Origin of the sequence: Vibrio sp. Of14-4, from assembly GCF_022347625.1 — a bacterium.
Taxonomy (GTDB): domain Bacteria; phylum Pseudomonadota; class Gammaproteobacteria; order Enterobacterales; family Vibrionaceae; genus Vibrio; species Vibrio pristinus.
On sequence record NZ_JAKRGI010000004.1, the window covers coordinates 1 to 17,611 of the forward strand.

General features: G+C 41.5%; 12 protein-coding genes. 6 read left to right on the forward strand and 6 right to left on the reverse strand.

The genetic code is table 11. The features are described 5' to 3' along the window. Positions 1-225: 225 nt before the first annotated feature. Together MHN79_RS05265 and MHN79_RS05270 are read left to right on the forward strand one after the other, a co-directional pair. The gene (locus MHN79_RS05265) at positions 226-567 is read left to right on the forward strand and encodes a hypothetical protein (RefSeq protein WP_239171992.1); all 342 of its coding nucleotides are present in this window, start codon (positions 226-228) and stop codon (positions 565-567) included. A gap of 896 nt (positions 568-1,463) precedes the next feature. Next, positions 1,464-1,880, forward strand: coding sequence for a hypothetical protein (locus MHN79_RS05270; protein WP_239171993.1), 417 nt, complete (start codon positions 1,464-1,466; stop codon positions 1,878-1,880). A 588-nt stretch (positions 1,881-2,468) separates the two neighbouring features. Here MHN79_RS05270 and MHN79_RS05275 read toward each other — a convergent pair. Further along, positions 2,469-2,957, reverse strand: a complete 489-nt coding sequence (locus MHN79_RS05275) for a hypothetical protein (protein WP_239171994.1) — start codon at positions 2,955-2,957, stop codon at positions 2,469-2,471. A gap of 231 nt (positions 2,958-3,188) precedes the next feature. Between MHN79_RS05275 and MHN79_RS05280 the strand changes: the two genes are divergently transcribed. Further along, entirely contained in the window at positions 3,189-4,400 is a 1,212-nt protein-coding gene (locus MHN79_RS05280) for an IQ calmodulin-binding motif-containing protein (RefSeq protein WP_239171995.1), read from the forward strand. A 101-nt stretch (positions 4,401-4,501) separates the two neighbouring features. Here MHN79_RS05280 and MHN79_RS05285 read toward each other — a convergent pair whose 3' ends face one another. Further along, positions 4,502-5,404: a hypothetical protein gene (locus MHN79_RS05285; RefSeq protein ID WP_239171996.1), complete on the reverse strand. Its 903-nt coding sequence runs from the start codon at positions 5,402-5,404 to the stop codon at positions 4,502-4,504. A gap of 194 nt (positions 5,405-5,598) precedes the next feature. Here MHN79_RS05285 and MHN79_RS05290 point away from each other — a divergent pair, with 194 nt between their 5' ends. Further along, positions 5,599-6,510, forward strand: coding sequence for a LysR family transcriptional regulator (locus tag MHN79_RS05290; protein ID WP_239171997.1), 912 nt, complete (start codon positions 5,599-5,601; stop codon positions 6,508-6,510). On the opposite strand, the gene MHN79_RS05295 is transcribed toward MHN79_RS05290, so the two are convergent. From MHN79_RS05295 to gyrA, 4 genes are all read right to left on the reverse strand, one after another. Then, entirely contained in the window at positions 6,507-7,376 is an 870-nt protein-coding gene (locus MHN79_RS05295; RefSeq protein WP_239171998.1) for a YjjW family glycine radical enzyme activase, read from the reverse strand. The two genes, MHN79_RS05290 and MHN79_RS05295, sit on opposite strands and share 4 nt — an antisense overlap. 8 nt (positions 7,377-7,384) lie before the next feature. Continuing rightward, positions 7,385-8,926 carry a YjjI family glycine radical enzyme gene (locus MHN79_RS05300; protein ID WP_239171999.1) on the reverse strand — a complete coding sequence of 514 codons (1,542 nt, stop codon included), beginning with the start codon at positions 8,924-8,926 and terminating at the stop codon, positions 7,385-7,387. Between the two features lie 132 nt (positions 8,927-9,058). After that, a complete protein-coding gene (locus tag MHN79_RS05305; protein WP_239172000.1) occupies positions 9,059-10,942 on the reverse strand; it encodes a methyl-accepting chemotaxis protein in 1,884 nt (627 codons plus the stop codon). Between the two features lie 294 nt (positions 10,943-11,236). Further along, positions 11,237-13,849, reverse strand: a complete 2,613-nt coding sequence (gene gyrA, locus MHN79_RS05310) for a DNA gyrase subunit A (RefSeq protein WP_239172001.1) — start codon at positions 13,847-13,849, stop codon at positions 11,237-11,239. A 284-nt stretch (positions 13,850-14,133) separates the two neighbouring features. Here gyrA and ubiG point away from each other — a divergent pair, with 284 nt between their 5' ends. Next, on the forward strand, positions 14,134-14,841 hold the full coding sequence (ubiG, locus tag MHN79_RS05315) for a bifunctional 2-polyprenyl-6-hydroxyphenol methylase/3-demethylubiquinol 3-O-methyltransferase UbiG (protein WP_239172002.1): 708 nt from the start codon (positions 14,134-14,136) through the stop codon (positions 14,839-14,841). Positions 14,842-15,310: 469 nt separating this feature from the next. After that, positions 15,311-17,590: a class 1a ribonucleoside-diphosphate reductase subunit alpha gene (gene nrdA, locus MHN79_RS05320; RefSeq protein WP_239172003.1), complete on the forward strand. Its 2,280-nt coding sequence runs from the start codon at positions 15,311-15,313 to the stop codon at positions 17,588-17,590. Positions 17,591-17,611: the final 21 nt, after the last annotated feature.

The following is a 17,611-nucleotide window of genomic DNA, read 5'->3' on the forward strand; positions in this document are numbered from 1 at the left end:
TATTTAGTAAGTTATTGTTTATGTGGATAGTTGTGATGATCATGCCTTAGATAACAGGCACTGTTAAAAAGTGATAACGCGCTGGCGCGTTTTTATGTGGTCACAGAATACATAGCTCGATGTATTTGCTTTAATTTTTAGTGAGTTATGATAGCTTAATGGGAAATTAGGCAGACAGAAAAACGAGACTGCCTGTTATTAAGAATGTTAGTGTTGTGAGGGCTTATGGAATTGACTAAGTGGTTCATAGTAAATAAAGAGCTACTAGCTTTTTTTGTTACATTTATTGGTGCGGCATGGGCTGCTTATAAATATTTCGACCTAAAAAATAGAGAGGAACGACGTCATGATTATAAAGCTTATCATGAGCTAATATCAGCTTTTACAGATGGCGCCACTCTTGAAAAACAGATGGTAATTTTATACGAGCTCAGGAATTACCGACGCTACTTTGAAATAACTAAAGAGTTGCTAGAGCACTTACTAATCCGGATGGAGCGTGAAAATGCAGATTCTCAATTGATAAAGCTAACCAAGTCAACGTTGGTGTTTATAAACAAGCACTAACAAACAATTCAAACAGACCAAAAACGCATGGCATTTTTAGTTTGCATTGAGTTTTGTGTTTAGGGTAGTTTTCAGAAGCGGCATTTGTACGTTTTTGGCAGTTTAATTGGGCGTTATATTTTTGTTCGAAATAACAACTCAGCAATATCTTATCCCTGTTTTAAAGTGTGAACCCTTTCCCACTTTATACGCTGTACAGTTAAGGGTGTTTAGATTGTAATGAGTGCAACGATTGTATAATTAGGTGGTAATGGTATGAACGTGTTGGAAAACCTTAGAGTACTCAAAAAAGACATGGAAAGTAACGGTTGGGTGATCGATGTGCAAGTGCTCGGGGTCAAGTCTTTCATTTTGCCCTAGCTAAATTTATCCGAATGCCCGACATTCATAAAAAATCGCAACACAGAATTGTCCAACTATTATAGAGTTTTTGGCGGTGAAATGGTTATACGTACCGTCTAAATGGCGCTTTTAATAGTGATTGTGCACTTATTGATGTGCAACATTGCGTGTATCTCAGTACGTTGATAAGATTCGAATTTCTTATAGGATTAATGCGATTAATAGGAGTTGAGCACAAATGTCATGCGGTAATATTAGTAATATTCGGTTTGGTTCGTATAGCAGAAGAGCGATAGAAGAAATTAAAGAGCTGCAAGATATGTCAAAAGCACTTTCAGTATTTATAGGTGCCTCAGCAATGCTTGATATTTTCGGGGGAAACGGTGTTATATTAGCATCATATAAGATATACACAACCGACTTCGAGTTATTGAGCCAAGCTATGAGGTCGTCTAATCCCATACTTGTACGCCGTGTGGAAGATATTTCATTCAGAATGTATATGAAACCATCGTTACCACATCAAGAGAAGATGTTTTGGAGGTGTATGTATAATGCAATGCGCTAAAATTCTAGTGTTTGTTGCGTTAGCTTTTACTAACGCCCAAGTATTTGCGAATGACTTTCTAGATAACTATTACTCGAAAGTTGAAGAATGTATAGCAATAGAAAAAAACAAACCAGATGTAACCGAAAATCAGATTTCTATACGTGAGGTAAAATATCTATCAATTATTCGTAGTTTGAGAATAGAGAGCTGTTCAAAAGTAGAAGAGTTGTCCTACATCGAAAATACAAAAAACTCTATGTTGAAGGCAACATTATCGACTTATAACAAAATGGACTTATCGAAGTTAACAACCAAGGAACTAGTTCTTTTAACAGAACTCGATAGTAAGCTTAAAGCCTATAGTCTTGAAACTGACCTTTTATCAATATTCGAAGACTTGGAAGTAGACCAAAAGAAGTGAAGTAATCATAATCATGATAAAAGAAGTGGTTTTAACCACTTTTTCATCATGTTGAATTAGGAAGGGAAATATGTACACCAAATAAGATATAGATGGGATTCCTATAAATAAGCTACCAATTTTGGAGTTTGTTGGTAACTCTGAAAAGAAATATAAGCCTATAGCGTATAATGTATAGAAAATGCTGACTAATATTTCATCTTTTTCTTTTTCTTTTTCTTTCCAAAAGAAAAAAATAATTAAAAATGGAGTAAAGATTAATTCCATAACTTCTTTGTTACAATTAATATATATTTATCAATAAACTCCATTTTACTCTCATTTCTTTACCTATTCTAGTGTACCTGTCTTTATTTGTGACTTGCTAATTTATAAAAATAGCTTTCCTCTGGTTCCTTACGCACTATGCCTGACCAAATCATTTAGGGAAGCAATAAATATCATGATTACAGCAATTAGAAAAAGTGCTCGGGGTCAGATCTTTCATTTTGCCCTAGCCAAATTTATCCGAACGCCTGACATTCATCTGAAATCGTAACCTGGTTTTGTCCAATTCCTATCTACCTATCAATAAGAATTGGACGTGTCTTAAAATAATCCCTGTGCTTTTAGCAACTGAAGCGCATCAAATGGAGTAGATAAATAGGAGGCGATAAACTTTTGGGTATCTTCAATACCAATTTCGTTGACTTTCTGCTGTAAATCTTTATCTCCCTCAACAAGACTTAGCCATTCATTCAATGGTTTTTTATCACCAGAGTAAGCAACGTAATTAACCAAAGCGCTGGTATAAGTTTGACGCTCTTTTAATGAACACTGCTGTGACGCATAAGCAAAACCATATTGGATAACAGTTTGTTTTTCAGACTTATCTAGTTTTGTAAACCACTCTGTATCAAGTGCTTTTGAATAATCAAAATCTTTCCTTATTGACTTGCATTCAGCTACACGCTGATTGAGAAGGGAGTAATTAGAGTCCATTTCATGTTTAAGCTGATTGGCCCAAGCGTCGAGATTTTCAGAATGAACTGACAAGCTGCAAAGAGCCAGCCCTATTAGCAGAGGTTTAAAGCGCATTATATACACACCTCCAAAATTTACCTTCCTTGCCATTGGTTTGCCATGTTAAAGGTTCGGCTATCTAGGTTAATCCAAAAGACCGATATAGAGCAAGACACACCGCAGAAACATTCCCATCATTAATCAAATAACAAGTATTCATTTATCTTCATGTTATTTCACTTTGGTAAGTCTTTGATTAGAGTACAAAATGGAAACCTTGATGCATAGTAAGCAGAATTAAAAGCAATGAGCCTAACGAGTAGACAAATACATCAACATATAACAACCAAGCACAATGCATTACAAGCAACGGATAATAGCAATGAGTTTATTCTCACGCTTCCTGTCAAAAAAGTATACCGAGTATTAGTAGATGCTGATGGCAAAGCCACATCCGTCATAAGACAGAACCCTAAACAATTGTTTGGCGCCAAATGTAAAACATCAATAGCAAACTTTCTTAGCAAAAGTAACAATGCAAAGGCGCTAAAAGTACTGCAAAAGCTGGACATGAATTGCGGTCAGATCATTAATGAGTGCAATAAAGAAAATGCCGTCACGACGATTCAAGCAGCCTTTCGAGGGTTTGTCGCTCGTCGTTCGCTAACACCAGAAAACGATTTCGGCTTTAAAAAGATGACCAACGAAAATCATGGTCGAACCTACTACTTTGACTCAACAAAAGAAAACCCTCACTTGAGAACGCCTGATCACCCCATCAAATACGGTAATGCTGGCGCTTTTAAAACCGTGACTCATGCTGACTCTTCATTTGTTCAGCTATCGAATCCAAGCATTTCTCTCGAAGCAGCTAAAAATGAAAATAAGCTTGCAGACGAGTTGTCTCAGTTTTCTTCGGTCTGTCATTCAAGATATGTGGAAGATAAAACGGTACTGGCAAGAAACGGTGGCAATGAAATTGCTGATCAGCGAAGAAAATACAATAGAAGGTTTCCACTAGAATCATTTCGCATAGCTTGCCAAGATCTTGCTGCTATGCACGACTTAGATATCTATATGCGAGATATTAAGCCTGAAAATATGGTGATAAAAGATGGGGTGGCAAGACATATAGACCTTGATTTTGTCACCACACCCAATGGTGGCACTTACCCGTTTGAACAAGTGTGTGGCACACCGTATATGGTAACTAGGGGGCTAATTAAAGAGAGAGAGTCTGGCGACAAAGAACGAATTAAAAAAGCGCTAAAATCCGGTGATCAATTCGCCATGTTACAAACAATGATGTATGCCAATGGAGGAAGCAAACTAAGAGACCAAGTCCGCCAACACGATGGCGCTGGTGAAGTGGGCGTAGCTATCACTAGGGTTCACAGAGATTGGGCCAGAGACAACATACTGCCGCAACATAAAAACCATGTACTCAAGTTTCTCGCCAACCCTACAGCAAGCCCTTTACCCGCTCCGCTGCACTTGCTAATAAAGTGGGATAACTAGAGTCTTCATCTGGTATCAAAATGGACACATCACAAATCCCCATTGTGGTGTGTCCCAGCCACAAACTGAATCGTCAAGAAAGTCACTCTAATACGTTGCTGTTATACCTTGTTCAGCCTGCTTAGGATAGAGGAATGTTTTTGCATCCAATCCAATAAAGGCTGTTCGAGCTGATTAATAAAAGCATTCCACTTCTGTGGTCTTGAAGATGCATTGCTAAACCTGTAGAGCAAGCCCATACGACGGCCATAAAAAGCCATAATTTCAATAGCTAACTCCTCTACATCGTCATTGCTAACATCTGTATATGAGCAATTAGCCTCTTTTACCAAGAGATATTTCTTAGCTACCGATTTTGCTAATTCAAAATCTGGGTAGGTGGACAACCAACTGGCAATATCTGCCGCTTTATTTTGAAAGCTAAACAGTTGCCAGTCAATTTTTACAAGCTCACCATTTTCGCGAAGTCGCCAGTTTAGTGGGTAGGCATCTCCGGTACACATCACTTGCTTCTCATCATGTAGTTTCTCGCATATTGGTTGAAACTTATACATCATAGCTATGAGATCGCTTGATAAATCACTTTCTAAACTCAAGACATCAGAACAGTGCCAAGCGTTATCAAACAGCTTAATATCGGAGTTTGAAATCGGTAATTCGTGAATACGTGTCAGAATCTTAAGCGCGTTAACATCACGATTCCAATTTGATTCAGGCCAAGAATACGGAATATATTCAAATTGTAACCAATTCTCAGTACCAAGTTTTCCACTATCGACCAACTTTGGAAGCCAAGTGACATTAGGGAGGTTGTCAGGGGTATAACAAGTAAAAAAATCATACTCTACTTGCTCACTTTGGAACTTAACTATCGACTTCTTAGTTCCATCGTCAATAAAATATACATCACTTTCACTTAGTCCATCAGTTAGTGGTTTAATATAGCCATTTTTGCCTATGAGGCTGTTTAAGAAACATAATTGGGGATCTGAGACTGGAGTCATTTACAATTCCTTTACTACCGAATTACTATCTCAAGGGATGAGTTAAACGAAAATCTATACGCTAGTTAGAATACATCCGCACTATAACAGCTAAAGTAAAACATCCAATATGCAGCCCAATTTTCACATCAACTCATACCCATTCAACAGTATTGAAGGTATAACTAGGCCATTGTTCTTTATTGGGGTTTTCAATGGATTATATTGCTCTTTCCCGAATCAGTTTGAAGCACCTAACCGTGCTCCACGTCCTACTGAGCACCCACAGTGTCAATGGCACATCAGAAGTCCTTTGTGTAACCGCTTCAAGTATCAGTAAAACACTTGGTCAGCTAAGGGAACAACTCAATGATGAGTTGTTTTATCGCGATGGTACTTCATTAGTCCCCACCCCTTTTGCTTTAGCAGTGGCGAATGATATACACAAGATTCTGTGTTCTATGAATCAAATTCTTCATCAAGGGGAATTTGAGCCAGAAAGCTACACCGGTACATTGGCTCTTTCAATGCGTGAAAGCACCTTTGACCTGTTTTGCGATCGCATCAGCGCCATCAGTTCTAAACTGAGCTCAGCCAAAATTCAGATTTTTGCTAAAGAACAACTTAGCTTTGAAGCTTTGCTGCGTGGACAAGTTGACTTTATGATCCTGCCACATGATATCAGTCAACCACCAACTCGCAGCCGCGATCTGATATGGGAGCAAATTGAACAAGACGAAATGATATGCCTAATGAATCCAAAACACTCACTGGCCAACAAACCCTTAAGCATTGAAGATTATCTTTCATGTCAGCATGTAGGAATTTTAGATAAAGATCTCTCTGAGCCGTATTTTGAGCAGCTACTCACCCAGCAATACCAACCTAGACAAGTACGTATTTCGGTCGCAGACTTTGGTTCAGCGGCGACAATTTGTCATCAATCTGAACTGCTGTTTACTTGTTCTAAAATGTGGGCGGAGAAATCACTTCAAGCCAAAGGGCTCATCCAAAAGCCACTGCCATTCTCATATGGGAAAGTCGCCTACAGCTTAGTTTGGAATCAAGCCAGTCTAAACAATCCAGCACTCAAGTGGCTTCACTCTCAACTCGTTAAGCCTAGTTAGACATACACACTAGGCAATTGAATCCGATTAGGGATCAATGGCCTAAGTGACTGATAAAAACTTAGCATTTGTGGTTCACTGCACTTTTCCCATTGCAGTGCCTCCCCCTCTACGCCGTGATGCTGAAAGGCATTTAATCTGACTATTACTGTCTCTGGCAATTGATTAATCAAGCATGCTATATTATCGACCTCTCGGTCCAAATCGCTTTTTTGCGGAATATGGAGCAAACGAATCTCGTGCAGTTTTTTGTTTTTCGCCAAGTAACGTATCGATTGAATAACTTTGTGATTGCTTCTCCCTACTAACCATAGGTGTGTTTCTTGTTGCCAGGATTTAAGGTCTATCATAGCGCCGTCCAAATAAGGGAGTACCCTATTCCAACCTGACTCGCTCAAATAGCCATTACTATCGATAAAACAGGTTAAATGCCCAAGCTCACTATCATCTTTGATTCGCTCAAAAAGCTCTATGATAAAGGGCAACTGCATCGTCGCTTCACCCCCTGAAATTGTGATCCCACTAATAAACCATTTTTGGCCATGGATAACCGACAGCACCTCAGAGACTGTCAAGTGATGTACTTTCGGGCTAGAACGATAGCTACAAACATCAATACATTGATCGCAATGGGTGCATAGGCCCTCATCCCACTTCACTTTGCCCTTATTATCCAATGACAATGCATTTTCTGGGCATCCAGCCACACAGTCACCGCAATCATTACAGTAATTAATTGTGTGGGGGTTATGGCAATTGATACAATTGAAATTGCATCCTTGCAGAAAAAGGACCAGACGATTGCCTGGCCCATCGACACAAGAAAAGTTAAGAATACGACTTACAATGGCTTGCCTTTCTGTCATTGTTTGTCCTATTTATACGAGGGTTGCATTTCCATACTCACAACCCGTGGCGAGCGTTGTAATATCCCTGTATTATTCGCAGCTTCTGCCCCCAACCAAGTGGTATTTTTACGCGAGCCATGCTCAGAAAACTTCTCAATATCAGACAGCTTAATCATGTAGCCAGTTACTCTCACTAAATCATTCGATGCGACATTAGCAGTAAACTCACGATAGCCTGAATTAAGCGCACCTTTGCACAAATTAAACATGGCCTCTGGGTTAGATTTTACCGTCTCGTCTATGGTCAAAATATCGCTAATCCCTGAAGTATAATGCTTGTGGTGTTTCGCTGTCGCTTGAACATAGGTAACGGGATCCGGCTCCGTTCCATAGGGTATCCTCACCCCCGGGGTAACGCCTTTATCTAAGGCAATACCACCTTGTGCATGCAGCAATGCTTTACCATCAATGCCATATTTGACCGTTGAGCTTTCCACTATCTCGGCCAATTTATCGGAAATCTGATAACCTAACTCGTTAGCCTCAGCGTTATGACCATAAAGCCCCTGAGCACCTGCTTTTTCCATCAGAATATTCACCGCTTCTGCCATTCCATAAATGCCGAACATGGGCGCAAAACGTGATTCCTCAATCAAACCTTCTTGAGCCAAGAACCCATTAAAGAAATACGATTTTTCATGAAGGAAGGCGCTGCGAGCGTCCATTAACTCAACCATCAGTTCGCTATAGTCAAGTAATAGATTATTGAAAAAATCATCAAGATCTAATGCACGTTCTGCTACCAGTTTTAAGTTCATTCTAACCAGTGTGTTTGAGCCACCAGCTAAAGGCAGTGAATTGGAACAGCTCACTATGCCAAAACGCTTATCACCATAGCTTTGTGCATGTATAGGGTAGTTAGCAATATGAGGTTTACTACACGCACATATGTTGCTTGTGGCTTGGCGCAGTAAATCATCCGGCGTCACCTTGGGGTCATACATAAAAGTCAGATTTGGAGCAACCTGCTTTAGCTCAACATCAATTCGTAATATTGCCCGGCAAACAATATTATCCGTTGGGCCAATGTTTACGTGCATAAATGCATCGGGTAATGTCCTATCCAGCATTACCCAAAACCGCTTGAGTTTTTGATATACTGACTCTTCATCAAGCTCGCCTACATAAGGCATCAGTACTTCATCTAGATGACCAAGATAGACAGGAATACTGGTAACCGATGGCACATGGTGGTAAAGAATAGTCAGCAAATTGATCGCATCATCAAAATCTTTGGCAGGCTCTAACTCAAGATATTCAGAGCCTTGAGCAAGATATTTAGCATAATCTGGCAGTACGTAGCGCGGTTTAAACGGGGCGTGCCCTTCAAATAGATCACACAAAATCCCCGAGTCCATGGCTGCTTGCGCAGGCTCGGATAATGAAAGGTAAGGAAGGTTACCCTCGGCTTCTAACGCGAGGTATTGGCTTTTTTGTTTCGGGTTAAGGTTTGCGTCCGTGATGATGTCTTGCACGCGAGTTTGAAAAGAGTTCAAGCTGTTAGACATAAAGTATCTCCATTTTTCGAAACTTTACGCTAGCGATGTTTTATTCTGCTAATGAATTCTCTTTCATAATATGTTTCCATTTTGGAAATTGTCGAAAAAAACCCAGCAAATACACGCTGGGCTTTTTAGTAGTTAGAGTTTGAAACGGCCTATCTCTTGTTCTAATTGGTAGGATAAATCAGAGAGCTGAGCAGCCTGCGCCGCTGCATCATGCGCCTCTCCTGCCAATTCATCAGACACATCGCGAATACCAACCGTATTACGCGTGATTTCAGATGTGACAGACGCTTGTTCTTCTGCAGCGGAAGCAATTTGTGTCGCCATGTCACTGATTTGCTCAACCGCGGTCTGAATTTGATTAAGACTAATGGCAGCCGAATCTGCATCCGTTACGCTCGTTTCAGCCAACTGACGACTATCTCCCATGATGTTGACCGCTTTACCCGTCGTGCCTTGAAGCGTTTCTATCATCTGCTGAATTTCTTTAGTTGAAGCATGGGTGCGCTGGCTAAGGACACGAACCTCATCAGCAACGACTGCAAAGCCTCGCCCTTGCTCTCCAGCACGTGCAGCCTCAATGGCCGCATTAAGTGCAAGCAGGTTTGTTTGTTCTGCAATATCTTGAATGGTAGAAAGAATGGTGCTGATACTATTACCGTGCACTTCAAGCTCTTGAATAACGTCAGTGGCCACTTCCACTTCTTGCGCCAAGTTCTGGATTGAGCTTTGAGTCTGTATCACTTGCTCTCCACCGTGCACACAAGCGGTCACTGCTTCTGACGAGTTCTGAGCGGTATTATCTGCATTACCCGCTATTTCTTGGGTGGCCGCAGCCATTTCATTGATGGCCGTTGCCACCATATTGATTTCGTCTTGCTGCAAACGAATGCGCGCACTACGCTCTTCTGCTTGTGCCGCTGTCTGTTTCGATTGCTCAGACAAAGATGCCGAGACCTTACTTAGCTTGGAGACCATTGCGTGCATATTGCCAACAAAAGTATTGAAGTTTTCCGCTAATTGACCCACTTCATCATCGCTACGCGGCTCAAGACGCTGTGTTAAATCACCCTCACCCGATGCAATTTCTTCAAGAGCAGCAGAAACTCGTCCGAGATCACGAAACAAGAAGCTGACCAGCCAAGAAACAACCGCAATCACCAGTAAAGTAACAATGAGAGCAGTCAGAATTAGGTCTTGTAATAGATCCGAGTGCGCCGCCTCTTCTGTTTGACGATCCATTTCAAGCGCTAAAATCCACTCGGTCCCGGGGACTTTTTTGAAAAAGTAAAACTTCTCTTCTCCATTACGCTCGGTAATTTTCATTGAGCCGTCATTGGCCGAGCGCTCAACCGCTGCCATAGAAAGTTCTTCAGAAAGACTTGAAACAGGTTTAAGTAACAACTCTTTATTTGGGTGCGCGAGAAACGTTCCGTCTTGAGCATCAATCAGCATTGCGTAAGCATTGTCACCTGCATCAAGATTAATTACATCATTAACTAGCTGATCAATAAGTACATCAGCACCAACCACTCCGACAAAGGTACCATTTTGACGAACTGGCTCTGCAATAGTGACCAGTAAAGCATTGGTAATGGCATCTTTATATGCAGTGGTAATTATTTGCTGGCCTGCATTATTGGCATCTTGATACCAAGGACGAACACGAGGGTCGTAATCTGCACGATTACGCTCTGGATGCGAGCGGAGCATTTCTCCTTCTGGCGTACCAAGGAAAATATCGTCAAACCCTCCCGCTTTTCGCGCTTGCTGCAGAAAAGGTACAACATCGGTTTGTTGTGTATAACCATTAAATGACTTAGCAATATCTTTACGTATCGTTATCCAGTCAGAAATACCTTCTGAGGCGGTTTTGGTCAGGCTATCTGCCCGAGCAATTACGCCATTACGAGTTTGTTTAAAAAGCTGATCAGCCGAAAGCCAAGTAAGTGCACCTGCCATTAACAATACTGCTAATAAACTAGCACCAATGAGTTTTTGTTTTAGAGACAATTTCATAATTTTTATATGAGTTGAAGAACAGACAGAAGTTGCTAATTTTATAGACAAACTTTTCCCGTTGCACGTAATATTATTAAAATATCACTTACATGTAACCTTTTGTAATATTGATAAGTTTTTGACGTCATTATTATGTCTAAAATACCTAGTCATTATTATATTGGCGACAGGTTTGAGGGATAGGTTAAATAATTTTAATCTATATTGTTCATTGAAAGCTGTATATAAGTTACCTCAAAAAAAAAGCCGAGCATAATGCTCGGCTTATTCAATATTAAAAATGATTTACTGCTATTCTTCGCTATTATCAGAGCTTGTCTCTGCGATCTCAGCGCTTACATTCGCTTCGTCATCCTCACCTTGTGGTAATTCCGACTCTTCGATCTCATCGATGCGCTGCAAACCAACAACATTTTCATCATCAGCAGTTCGAATCAAAGTAACGCCTTGAGTATTTCGTCCAACTTGGCTTACTTCTGCAACACGTGTTCGAACCAATGTTCCAGCGTCTGTGATCATCATCATCTCATCACCTTCTTCGACTTGGACAGCACCAACAACGCTACCATTTCGCTCAGACACTTTGATAGAAACAACACCTTGAGTTGCTCGACCCTTAGTCGGGTACTCGGTCAATTCAGTTCGCTTACCAAAGCCATTTTGCGTGACCGTTAGGATATCACCTTGGTTAGAAGGTACAATCAGAGACACAACTTGATCATCATCCGCTAGCTTAATACCACGTACACCAGCAGCTGTTCGTCCCATTGCTCTAACTTTATCCTCAGTAAAGCGAACTACTTTACCTGATTTAGAAAACAGCATGATATCGCTGTTGCCATCTGTGATATCGACACCGATTAACGAGTCGTCATCGCGTAAGTTAACCGCAATAAGACCGTTTGAGCGAACGTTAGCAAACTGATCAAGTGATGTCTTCTTAACCGTACCATCACCTGTCGCCATAAAGATGAACTTATCAGCTGAAAATTCGTCGACTGGCAGAATAGCCGTAATACGCTCATTTTCTTCCAGCGGTAATACATTAACAATTGGCTTACCACGTGCAGTGCGCGTTGCCTGAGGCAATTGATATACTTTCAGGCGATAGGTTTTACCTCGTGTAGAGAAGCACAAGATGTTGTCATGGGTATTAGCAACGAGAAGACGTTCAATATAGTCTTCGTCTTTCATCTTAGTTGCACTCTTACCTTTACCACCACGACGCTGAGCTTCATAGTCGTTGAGTAACTGGTACTTCACATAACCTTCATGAGACAGTGTAACAACAACGTCTTCACGAGCAATAAGCTCTTCCATATCAATATCATGGATAGCGGCCGTAATTTCAGTACGGCGTGCATCGCCAAAGCCATCGCGAACGGCTTCTAATTCTTCACGAATCACTTCCATCAAGCGCTCAGTGCTTGCCAGAATGTGCATCAGTTCAGCAATTTCTTCTAGAAGCTGCTTATACTCATCAAGAATTTTTTCATGCTCTAGGCCTGTCAACTTCTGCAAACGAAGATCTAGAATGGCTTGGGCTTGTTGCTCAGTCAAAAAGTACTGATTATCGCGAATACCAAACTGAGGCTCCAACCAGTCAGGGCGCGCAGCATCGGTGCCAGCACGCTCAAGCATTGCCGCAACATTACCTAGATCCCAGCCACGAGCTGTCAATCCAGCTTTCGCTTCTGCCGGTGTTGGTGCGCGGCGAATAAGCTCAATAATTTCGTCGATATTCGCTAAAGCAAGCGCAAGACCTTCAAGGATATGAGCACGATCACGAGCTTTGCGTAATTCAAAGATAGTGCGTCGAGTCACCACTTCACGGCGGTGGTCAACAAAACACTTCAGCATTTCTTTAAGATTAAATAGTTGAGGCTGACCATTGTTCAGCGCAACCATGTTAATACCAAAAGTCGTCTGAAGCTGAGTGTTAGTGTAAAGATTGTTTAATACAACTTCACCGACTGCATCACGCTTACATTCAACAACAATGCGCATGCCGTCTTTATCAGACTCATCGCGAAGTGCACTAATGCCCTCCACTTTTTTATCTTTTACAAGCTCTGCTATCTTTTCAACCAGTCGCGCTTTGTTAACTTGATAAGGTATCTCAGTAACGACTATGGTTTCTTTGCCATTTTTATCGGTTTCGATATCGGCCTTAGATCGCATATAAATTTTGCCGCGACCTGTTTTATACGCATCGACTATTCCTTTACGACCACTAATAAGCGCTGCCGTTGGAAAATCGGGGCCTGGAATATATTCCATTAGCTCATCAATAGTAATGGCTTCGTTTTCGATATACGCAAGACAGCCATCAATCACTTCACTAAGGTTATGTGGAGGGATGTTGGTTGCCATACCGACTGCGATACCAGAAGCACCATTGACCAGCAGATTAGGTACTTTAGTTGGTAGAACTGCAGGGATCTGCTCAGTACCATCATAGTTTGGTACGTAGTCTACCGTTTCTTTATCAAGATCAGCCAAAAGTTCGTGGGCAATTTTCGCCATTCGAACTTCGGTATAACGCATTGCCGCTGCTGAATCACCATCAATGGAACCAAAGTTACCTTGACCATCAACAAGCATATAACGCAATGAGAACGGTTGAGCCATACGTACAATCGTATCGTATACCGCACTATCACCATGTGGGTGATACTTACCGATCACATCACCCACAACACGGGCAGACTTCTTATATGGTTTATTCCAATCATTGCCCAGCACATTCATCGCGAACAATACGCGGCGGTGCACAGGCTTTAGGCCATCACGCACATCAGGAAGAGCACGACCCACGATAACGGACATCGCATAGTCAAGGTATGAACCTCTTAGCTCATCTTCAATGTTAACGGGCGTGATCTCTTTAGCTAGATCGCTCATAGAGCCAATATCCCTCTATTTATAGATCGTATGTACAATACGTTTAAGTCGCAAAAATATAACACACAAATGCCCACTTCGGCATTACTTTCCCTCTCCTTTTATCAGGTTGTGAGCTTGGTTGTGGATCAAATGCTGAGAAAATAAACACTGTTGTTTTATCTTTATAGATACAGGCTATTTTTTAGGCACTACATAAAAAATTAAGCCGAGTATGGAGTGTGATGAGTTACAGCGTATAATGTCGCCCTATCCACGGATACTTATCGAGAAAAATACCGTTTATGACGCTTTCAAAAAATGTTGACCCGAACGAAATCAAAAAATTTGAAGAGATGGCTTCACGTTGGTGGGACAAAGAAGGAGAATTCAAACCTCTTCACCAAATCAATCCATTACGCCTCAATTACGTTTTGAATCGTGCCAATGGTTTATTTGGCAAAAAAGTACTCGATGTCGGCTGCGGTGGCGGAATCCTTGCAGAAAGCATGGCAAAAGAAGGAGCAATAGTAACTGGACTTGATATGGGCAAAGAGCCGCTTGAAGTCGCTCGACTTCACGCCCTTGAGACAAACACTGAGCTCACCTATATCCAAAGTACAATAGAAGATCACGCTGTGGATAACCAAGGCCAATATGATGTGGTCACTTGTATGGAAATGCTGGAGCATGTTCCTGACCCACAATCGGTTGTCTCCGCTTGTTCAAAGCTTGTCAAACCGGGTGGACATGTTTTTTTCTCGACACTTAACCGTAACATCAAATCCTATTTATTCGCTATTGTAGGCGCTGAAAAGCTGCTTCGTATCGTTCCAGAAGGCACTCATGATCATGATAAGTTCATTCGACCTGCTGAGCTTCTTAAAATGATTGACCACACCGAACTCACAGAAATGTCAATCACGGGTCTTGGTTACAACCCAATCACTGACACCTACAAGTTAGGAAAAAATGTAGACGTTAACTACATCATTCACACCAGTAAGTTTTAGCCATCAATTGATACAAACACTTGCTCAATCCGTATAAATCGGTAGCTAGCATAGGCTACCGTTTTTGTTTTAATTTCAAGCTTTATTTTGATGTTTTGGTTCCAAAATGAGCACTCAAAAATCATGCTCAGAATTATTGAAAGATCAAGGGATTTTTTTTTAAATATGGTTACTAATAAACCGATCTAAAAATGGCAGTTTTATACAATCAAGTGGCTCCTAACTCCATCGGTTAGTACCCACTTACTGAAATTTTTAATTTTGTTAGTTATCCACAAGTCATCCAAGTTGTTCAACTTGAAAAGCTTCGCGCATAGCACTATCTTGTAAGTCGTAAAGCAATTAACCCCTATATGTTGTGTTTGGACTACAATATGTAGATAGACTTTGATCACAAAGCTGGAACGTTTTTGAAGCAATTTGCATAAAAACACGGCTTTTATCAGTTTTGTTAGGGAAATTAAGCAGAATGAACCAACAACTCACCGTTACTAAACGTGATGGACGCAAAGAAAGTATTGATCTAGATAAGATCCACCGAGTCATTACTTGGGCTTCAGAAGGCCTAGATAACGTTTCAGTCTCTCAAGTAGAACTTCGCGCCCACATTCAGTTCTATGATGGTATTACCACATCAGATATTCATGAGACTATCATCAAATCAGCTGCTGACTTGATTTCAGAGGAAACGCCAGATTATCAATATCTTGCAGCTCGACTCGCGGTATTCCACTTGCGTAAGAAAGCTTATGGTCAATACGAGCCTCCAAAGCTCTATGACCACGTTGCTCGTCTAGTGGATTTAGGCAAATACGATCAGAATATTTTGCAAGATTATACCAAAGCAGAATTGGATGAACTTGATAGTTATATAGACCACAAGCGCGACCTAGACTTTTCTTATGCTGCGGTTAAGCAGCTTGAAGGTAAATACTTTGTCCAAAACCGTGTTTCAGGTGAGATATACGAAAGTGCTCAGTTTTTATATATTCTTGCAGCGGCGTGTTTGTTTGCAAAATACCCACAAGAAACAAGACTTAGCTATATCAAGCGCTTTTATGACGCAACGTCAACATTCAAAATATCTTTACCAACACCGATCATGGCTGGCGTACGCACACCAACACGCCAGTTCAGTTCATGTGTACTTATCGAGTGTGGTGACAGCTTAGATTCCATTAACGCTACCGCTAGCTCTATCGTACGCTATGTTTCGCAAAGAGCAGGGATTGGTATTAACGCTGGACGCATTCGTGCACTGGGTTCAGAAATCCGCCGCGGTGAGGCTTTCCATACGGGTTGTATTCCTTTTTATAAGTATTTCCAAACCGCGGTCAAATGCTGTTCTCAGGGTGGTGTGCGCGGCGGTGCTGCAACTGTTTTCTACCCGCTATGGCATGGTGAATCGCAAGCTCTGATGGTGCTCAAAAACAACCGAGGTGTAGAAGAGAACCGTGTTCGCCACATGGACTATGGTGTTCAATTAAACAGGCTGATGTATCAACGTCTGGTTGAAGGTGGAAACATTACTTTATTCTCGCCTTCAGATGTTCCTGGTCTTTACGACGCATTTTTTGAAAATCAAGATGAGTTCGAACGCCTTTACGTTCAGTACGAAAATGACCCTTCAATTAAGAAAGAATCCGTCAAAGCCGTTGAGCTTTTCTCTATCTTAATGCAAGAAAGAGCGTCTACCGGTCGTATCTACATCCAGAACGTAGACCACTGTAATACTCACAGCCCATTCGATTCAGAAGTTGCTCCAGTACGTCAATCAAACTTGTGCTTGGAGATTGCGCTGCCAACTAAACCTCTCACTAATGTAGAGGATGAGTCAGGTGAAATCGCTCTCTGTACGCTTTCTGCATTTAACCTTGGTGCTATTGAATCTCTTGATGACTTTGAAGAACTGTCAGACTTGGTAGTAAGAGCGCTCGATGCTCTGCTCGATTATCAAAACTACCCTCTCCCGGCAGCGAAAAGATCAACGATGAATCGACGCACTCTAGGTGTGGGTGTCATCAATTACGCTTATTACCTTGCAAAAAATGGGGTGAAGTATTCTGATGGCAGCGCCAATGGATTAACCCATCGCACTTTTGAGGCAATGCAGTATTACTTGCTAAAAGCATCGGTTGCCTTGGCTAAAGAGCAAGGAAGATGCCCAGCCTTTAACGAAACTAACTATGCAAAAGGCCTATTGCCAATCGATACCTACAAGAGTGATGTCGATTTAATCTGTGACGAGCCTCTACATTATGATTGGGACACGCTGCGCACCGAAATCATGACACATGGCCTTCGTAACTCGACACTGACCGCCCTAATGCCTTCTGAAACATCGTCTCAGATTTCGAACGCGACAAATGGTATCGAGCCTCCTCGCGGTTACGTATCAATCAAGGCATCAAAAGACGGCATCCTGAAGCAGGTGGTCCCCGAGTACAGTGAGTACAAAGAGAACTACGAACTACTGTGGGATATAGGCTCCAATGATGGATACTTGCACTTAGTCGGTATTATGCAGAAGTTTGTTGACCAAGCGATATCAGCGAATACCAACTACGACCCTACTCGCTTCGATAAGGGTAAGGTCCCGATGAAGAAGCTATTACAGGATCTACTCACAGCCTATAAATATGGTGTGAAAACACTTTATTATCACAACACTCGCGACGGTGCGAGTGATGACCAAAAAGACGCAGTGCCAGAAGATGATGATTGCGATGGTGGCGGTTGTAAGATCTAACCCCTAATCACCAATGTGATT

Excerpts from the sequence above, each read along its gene's own strand:
- MHN79_RS05265 (WP_239171992.1), top strand. The coding sequence starts at position 226 with ATGGAATTGACTAAGTGGTTCATAGTAAATAAAGAGCTACTAGCTTTT.
- MHN79_RS05270 (WP_239171993.1), top strand. The coding sequence starts at position 1,464 with ATGCAATGCGCTAAAATTCTAGTGTTTGTTGCGTTAGCTTTTACTAAC.
- MHN79_RS05275 (WP_239171994.1), bottom strand. The coding sequence starts at position 2,957 with ATGCGCTTTAAACCTCTGCTAATAGGGCTGGCTCTTTGCAGCTTGTCA.
- MHN79_RS05280 (WP_239171995.1), top strand. The coding sequence starts at position 3,189 with ATGAGCCTAACGAGTAGACAAATACATCAACATATAACAACCAAGCAC.
- MHN79_RS05285 (WP_239171996.1), bottom strand. The coding sequence starts at position 5,404 with ATGACTCCAGTCTCAGATCCCCAATTATGTTTCTTAAACAGCCTCATA.
- MHN79_RS05290 (WP_239171997.1), top strand. The coding sequence starts at position 5,599 with ATGGATTATATTGCTCTTTCCCGAATCAGTTTGAAGCACCTAACCGTG.
- MHN79_RS05295 (WP_239171998.1), bottom strand. The coding sequence starts at position 7,376 with ATGACAGAAAGGCAAGCCATTGTAAGTCGTATTCTTAACTTTTCTTGT.
- MHN79_RS05300 (WP_239171999.1), bottom strand. The coding sequence starts at position 8,926 with ATGTCTAACAGCTTGAACTCTTTTCAAACTCGCGTGCAAGACATCATC.
- MHN79_RS05305 (WP_239172000.1), bottom strand. The coding sequence starts at position 10,942 with ATGAAATTGTCTCTAAAACAAAAACTCATTGGTGCTAGTTTATTAGCA.
- gyrA (WP_239172001.1), bottom strand. The coding sequence starts at position 13,849 with ATGAGCGATCTAGCTAAAGAGATCACGCCCGTTAACATTGAAGATGAG.
- ubiG (WP_239172002.1), top strand. The coding sequence starts at position 14,134 with ATGACGCTTTCAAAAAATGTTGACCCGAACGAAATCAAAAAATTTGAA.
- nrdA (WP_239172003.1), top strand. The coding sequence starts at position 15,311 with ATGAACCAACAACTCACCGTTACTAAACGTGATGGACGCAAAGAAAGT.